Genomic DNA, 5,986 nt, shown 5'->3' with positions numbered 1-5,986 from the left:
ACCACTGGTTCTGGGTGGGCGAGCAGGGGGCGCTGCTGGAGGGGATTGCGGGGATGGTAAGGGGCAAGGCAGGGCATCAACCGACGCTTGCTTAACAGCGGAGACAGGCTGTAGGCTCGGGCGCGGATCAGTCGGTTGCGGACCGACACGTTGCGCTCACGCTAGTTCAACGTCAGCTTTGCGCCTCTAGTGCTCGAACCTCCCGAAAACAATCCTTGGAGCGACGCGTTCAGCCGGCGACGGTGTGGGTCAGGTCGGGCCTGAATGGCCATGTCATATTTGCGGGTGCCTGGCTCTCCCACGAGGGCGAAGGCCGGCGTGCCCCTCTCCCGCTCGACGCCGAGCAATTCGAGGTCGCTTACGGCAGAGCTTTTGGTCTTCAGCCATGCCGTCGTGGCCGTTGCCGCGCCGTGCCGATTTTCTGGAGTGACAAGCCGCGCTCGACTCGGCGAATTCGTAACCCTACTCGGCGGCAGTCTCCGATGGCGCCTCTGCCGGCCCCAAAGGCTCGGCCTCGGCACGGGGCTTGCGCCGTGAAAACAGCGACCTGAGCGTGACGTAGAACACCGGCGTCAGGAACAGGCCGACAAAGGTAACGCCGAGCATGCCGGAGAACACCGCGGTGCCGAGCGACTGGCGCATTTCCGCGCCCGGGCCCGTTGCGATCATCAGCGGCACGACGCCGAGGATGAACGAGAAGGCGGTCATCAGGATCGGCCGCAGCCTGAGCCGGCAGGCTTCGACGGCAGCCTCGGCCGCCGACAGGCCGCGTTCCTGCGCCTGCCGCGCGAATTCGACGATCAGGATCGCGTTCTTGGCGGCAAGCCCGATCAGCACGATGAGGCCGATCTGCACGAGGATGTTGTTGTCCAGCCCTCGGAAAGAAACGCCGAGCAACGCCGCGAGCACGCCGAGCGGCACCACCAGCACAATGGCGAACGGCAGCACCCAGCTTTCATATTGCGCCGCCAGCGCCAGGAACACGAACAGCACCGACAGTCCAAAGATATAGACAGCGGCATTGCCGGTATTGTGCTCCTGATAGGCGAGCTCGGTCCATTCATAAGAGGTACCGGCCGGCAGCGTCTTTGCCGTGATCCCTTCCATCAAGGCCAGCGCGTCGCCCGTGGAAACGCCGGGCGCGGCGTTGCCCTGCAGCGGCACCGAGACGTACATGTTGTAGTGCTGGACCAGCGCCGGGCCGGTGACGTCGCGGATCTCGATCAACGTGCCGAGCGGAACCAGCGCGCCGGTCGCCGAGCGCACCTTTAGTTTCAAGATGTCGGCGCGATCGAGGCGGAACGCCTGGTCGGCCTGCGCCCGCACCTGGTAGACGCGCCCGAAAGCGTTGAAGTCGTTGACGTAGGCGGTGCCCAAATTGATCGACAGCGTCTCGAAGATGTTGGGGATCGGCACGTTCAGGATGCGCGCCTTGTCGCGATCGATCGCCAGGAAGAATTGCGGGCTCGACGCGGAGAACGTGGTGAACACGCCCGTCAGCCCCGGCGTCTTGTTGGCCTTACCGGCGATTTCGTAAGCAAGCGCCAGGATCTGCCGCATGTCGGCGCTGTTGCGCTCCTGGATCTGGAGTTTGAAGCCGCCGGCATTGCCGACGCCGCGGATCGGGGGCGGCGGCAGTGCGATAATGAAGGCTTCCTTGATGCTTTGCAGGCTGCCGAACAGATTGCCGATGACCTGGGTCGCCGACTGGCCGGCTTTCAGTCGCTCATCAAACGGCTTGAACCTGGCGAAGATTACGCCCGCGTTGCTGGCGTTGGTGAAGGTCGCGCCGGAGAAGCCGGCGAAGGCGACTGCGTAGTCGACGCCTGGCGTTTTCTGGATGATCTGCGACGCCTGCTGGATGACCGCATCGGTCCTCGACAGCGAGGCGCCGTCCGGCAGCTGGACGACGACGATCGCATAGCCCTGGTCGAGCGACGGAATGAAACCGCGCGGCACCGCCTGCACCATGTAGACCGTGGCGCAGATGAGGGCCGCGAAAACGGTCAGCATGGCGCCGATCGCTATCCACGAGCCGACCAGCACGCGCACGATGCTCGAATACCAATGGGCGAGCCTGTCAAAGCCATTATTGAAGCCGTCGGCGAGCGCCCGTCCGAACCGCGCCAGGAAAAAGCGCGGCGGCGCCGAAGCAGTGTGATGCGGCTTGAACAGCAGTGCGGCCAGCGCCGGCGAGAGCGTCAGCGAATTGAATGCCGAGATCGCCGTCGATACCGCGATGGTGATCGCGAACTGCAGGTAGAACTGCCCGGAAATGCCGGGGATGAAGGCTGTCGGTACGAACACGGCTATCAGCACCAGCGAGATCGCGATAACAGCCGTTCCGACTTCGTCCATGGTCAGGTGCGCCGCCGGATTGGGCGCCAGCCCTCTGGCGATATTGCGCTCGACGTTCTCGACCACGACGATCGCGTCGTCGACGACGATGCCGATGGCCAGAACGAGGCCGAACAGCGTCAACATGTTGAGCGAGAAGCCGGCGGCGAAAAGCACCGCCAGCGTGCCGATCAGCGACACGGGGATCGCCACGATCGGCACGATCGCCATGCGCCACGATTGCAGAAAGACGATGATGACGATGATGACCAGCAGCATCGCCTCGAGGATCGTCTTGTAGACCTCGTGGATCGACTGGGCGACGAACTCGGTCGGATTGTAGACGATGTCGTAGCTCAACCCCTTCGGGAAGTCGCGGGAAAGCTCCTTCATCTTGTCCTGGATCTCGGCGGCTGCGGCGAGCGCATTGGTGCCCGGCCGCTGGAAGATGGCGAGCGCCACCGCCGGTTTGCCGTTGAGATAGGAGTTGGTGACGTAATCCTTGGCGCCAAGCTCGATGCGCGCCACGTCCTGCAGCGAGATCAGGCGGCCGTCGTCGGTCGATTTGACGATCACGTATCGGAAGTCGCGTGCGTCGTTGAAGCGGCCCTGCGTGGTGACCGTGTACTCGAACGCCGAGCCGGTGTTGGTCGGCGGCGCGCCGATCGAGCCGCCCGACACCTGGACGTTCTGGTCGCGCAACGCCTGCACCACATCGCCCGAGGTCATCCCCAGGGCGGACAGTTTTTCTGGATCGAGCCAGATGCGCAGCGAATATTCGCGTTCGCCGAAGATGATGAGGTCGCCGACGCCGTCGAGTCTGAGCAGTATGTCGCGCACCCGCGAGCGGGCGTAGTTCGAGACGTAGAGCTGGTCGTAGGTATTGTCCGGCGACAGCATGTGCACGACCATCATCAGGTCGGGCGAGCTCTTGGTGGTGGTGATGCCGAGGCGACGGACTTCTTCGGGCAGGCGCGGCTCGGCGACCGACACGCGATTCTGCACCAGCACCTGCGCCTTGTCGAGATCGGTGCCCAGCTTGAAGGTGATGGTCAGCGCCATCGCTCCGTCACCCGACGAATAGGACGACATGTAGAGCATGCCCTCGACGCCGTTGATCTCCTGCTCGATCGGCGTTGCCACAGTCGCTGCGACCGTCTCGGCGTCGGCGCCCGGATACTGCGCGCGAACGACAATGGTTGGCGGCGCGATCTCGGGATATTGCGCGACCGGCAGCTGGGTATAGGCAATCCCGCCGAGGATCAAAAGGACGATCGAAACGACCGATGCGAAGATCGGACGGTCGACGAAGAAATGGGCGAACCTCATTGCTGCAACCCGGCGGTCTCGGCCTTGGGCGGCAGCGTTACCATCTCGACCTTCACCTTGGTGCCGGGCCTGGCGTGCATCAGGCCGTTGACGATGATCGTCTCGCCGCCGGCCAGGCCCGAGCGGATCACGCGGTAGCCGTCGAGAAGCGGTCCGGTGCGCACGGGCTTGGCCGAAACCATCCCGGCCTCATCCACCAGGAACACGATGCGGCGATCCTGATCGGCGCCGATCGCCTCGTCGGGCACCAGCACGCCGCTATGCGGCAGCGACCCCGGCACGTTGATGCGCCCGAACATGCCTGGCTGGAGAATGCCGTCGGCGTTGGGAAACGTCGCACGCACCCGCATGGTGCCGGTCGCGTTGTCGATCCGGTTCTCGGCAAAATCGAGCTTGCCTTTGAATACCGCCTCCGCGCGGTCGGCGACGCGAACCACCACCTCGAGCCCGCCAGCGCCTTCCTGCATGGTGCCGCCACGCGCCTTCGCGTCGCGGGCGTAGCTGAAATACAGGCGCTCATCGACGTCGAAATAGAAGTCGATCGGATCGCGCGTAACGATGGTCGTCAGCAAGGTGGAATCCGGCTGCACGAGGTTGCCGACCGACACCAGCCGGCGGTCGATGCGGCCGGACAAGGGCGCCTTGATCTCGGTGAATTCCATGTTCAGGCTGGCGGTCGTCAGCGCAGCCGTCGCGCCCTGCATCTGCGCCTGCGCCGAAAGGTATTCCCGCCGGCGGTCGTCGACCGTCGCGGTTGATATATTGCCGGTCTTGGCGAGTTCGTCGGCGCGATCCAGCTGCATCTTGGAGAATTCGAGCAGACTCTTGGCGACATCCACTTGCGATTTGGCGGCATCATAAGCCGCCTGATACGGACGCTGGTCGATGGTGAAGAGCAGGTCGCCCTTGTTGACCAGTGCGCCGTCCTGGAAGCTGACCTTGTCCAGATAGCCGCTGACGCGCGAACGGATGGCGACCTGGTCGACGGCTTCGAAGCGCCCGACGAACTCGTCGTCTTCGACGATGTCACGGACCACCGGCTTGGCCGCCGTCACCACGGGTAGCTGCTGGTCCTGCGCAAACGCAGTGCTGCTGAAAGCCATGCCGACCAGGAATGCCGCCGACACGGCGGCGCGGGCAAGCCAGCCGGCCGATCGACCGGGTCGCCCGCCCGCGTCGCGATGCAATTGCGCATTCTCTGGTGTGTCCATTTGCGTCCCCGCTCGCTGGACCCGGAGGTCGGTTGATCCGCTTCTACGCTAAGGCTTTCTCGTTGAGATCAGAGCACTGCAGTGTTGTGCATGGCAACATGATCATTTTCCATGTGGGCCGAAATGTCCACCCTGTGGCTGCTCCGCCACCGGGCCAAAGCCAGTCCGCAAATTAAAGGATTGCGGATCCCTTTGATGGACGGCTTATGATTCATATTGGTCGAAGGAGACCGATATGGGCATTACCACGCCGGCCAGATTGAATGGACTGCAACGCTGGGGCATCGAGCAGTGCGTTGATATATCCCTCCCGCTGCAGCCGGCACGTCGGTCTCAGGGGCCTGGCCAAAGCTGCCGAACGTGCCATCCTCGTCGCCGGTCGCGCCCGGACGAATGACCGGGGCCTCGGTCCGCAGCGCTGTGCCCGCTTTGACGAACGTCTGCTGGCTGGTGCCAGCAACACCGCTCCTGGCCGACAGCAGCTTCCGTATCGCAACGGTGAGGTCCGAGGTGACCTGCATCGAGCAATCCTTGAATTTCTTGCCTGCGATTTGCAGAATGTAGCATCGCAGTTAAGCAAGGGTTGAAAGTGAGTGCCGGGAGGAAATAGTTACTCCCGGTAGCGCTTGCCAAATACAATTCAACAACAGCTAATATAATTGGCGAATCCGCAAAGGCGACGAGCCTCTGGAAATTGATTGTATTTTGATGGGATCTGGAAGCGCGCAGGCGACAAATTCATGGCCTGCCGCTCAAGGTCCTTGTCACCGCTCCTCCACGATCCGCAAATAAGCCGCCGTCACGAACAGCACGATCAGCCCGAACAGGATCCGCCTTGTCCCCTCCGGCATCTGCGGCGAGATTTGGTTGCCGCCGAAGGAAAAGGGCTATCCCTATCGATCGTGCGCTCAGCCGTATCGGGCATCAGCACCGTTGTGGGTGTTCATGCAGACATGGTGCCAGGCGATGGTGCGGAGGCCCAGAACCCGCTATGTCGCCGTGGACGGCATCCATATCGCCTACCAGACGATAGGCAGCGGCCCGGCCGATATCGTGCTCGTTCCCGGCTTCATCTCGCATGTCGAGCGCATCTGGGAAGACAGGAGCTG

At 63.1% G+C, this 5,986-nt stretch carries 3 protein-coding genes and 1 pseudogene; 1 reads left to right on the top strand and 3 read right to left on the bottom strand.

Annotated elements, in window-relative coordinates:
* Window positions 1-462: 462 nt before the first annotated feature.
* The 3 genes from FJV83_RS36240 to FJV83_RS36230 all read right to left on the bottom strand — a co-directional run bounded on the left by FJV83_RS36240 (window position 463) and on the right by FJV83_RS36230 (window position 5,398).
* Window positions 463-3,666: a multidrug efflux RND transporter permease subunit gene (locus FJV83_RS36240; RefSeq protein ID WP_095789362.1), complete on the bottom strand. Its 3,204-nt coding sequence runs from the start codon at window positions 3,664-3,666 to the stop codon at window positions 463-465.
* Complete coding sequence (locus FJV83_RS36235; protein ID WP_179296019.1) at window positions 3,663-4,769, bottom strand: efflux RND transporter periplasmic adaptor subunit; 1,107 nt, start codon at window positions 4,767-4,769, stop codon at window positions 3,663-3,665. Before FJV83_RS36235 ends, FJV83_RS36240 begins: the two co-directional genes overlap by 4 nt.
* Before the next feature lie 350 nt (window positions 4,770-5,119).
* Window positions 5,120-5,398 (bottom strand): hypothetical protein, encoded by a 279-nt coding sequence (locus FJV83_RS36230; RefSeq protein ID WP_095789363.1) that lies wholly within the window; start codon window positions 5,396-5,398, stop codon window positions 5,120-5,122.
* A 457-nt stretch (window positions 5,399-5,855) separates the two neighbouring features.
* Between FJV83_RS36230 and FJV83_RS37480 the strand changes: the two are divergent.
* Window positions 5,856-5,986, top strand: a pseudogene (locus FJV83_RS37480) (alpha/beta hydrolase); the annotation flags it as partial.

This window comes from Mesorhizobium sp. WSM4307 (assembly GCF_007003945.1).
Taxonomy (GTDB): domain Bacteria; phylum Pseudomonadota; class Alphaproteobacteria; order Rhizobiales; family Rhizobiaceae; genus Mesorhizobium.
Note: the sequence above shows the minus strand (reverse complement) of the source record. Positions and strands in the feature narration are given on the sequence as shown.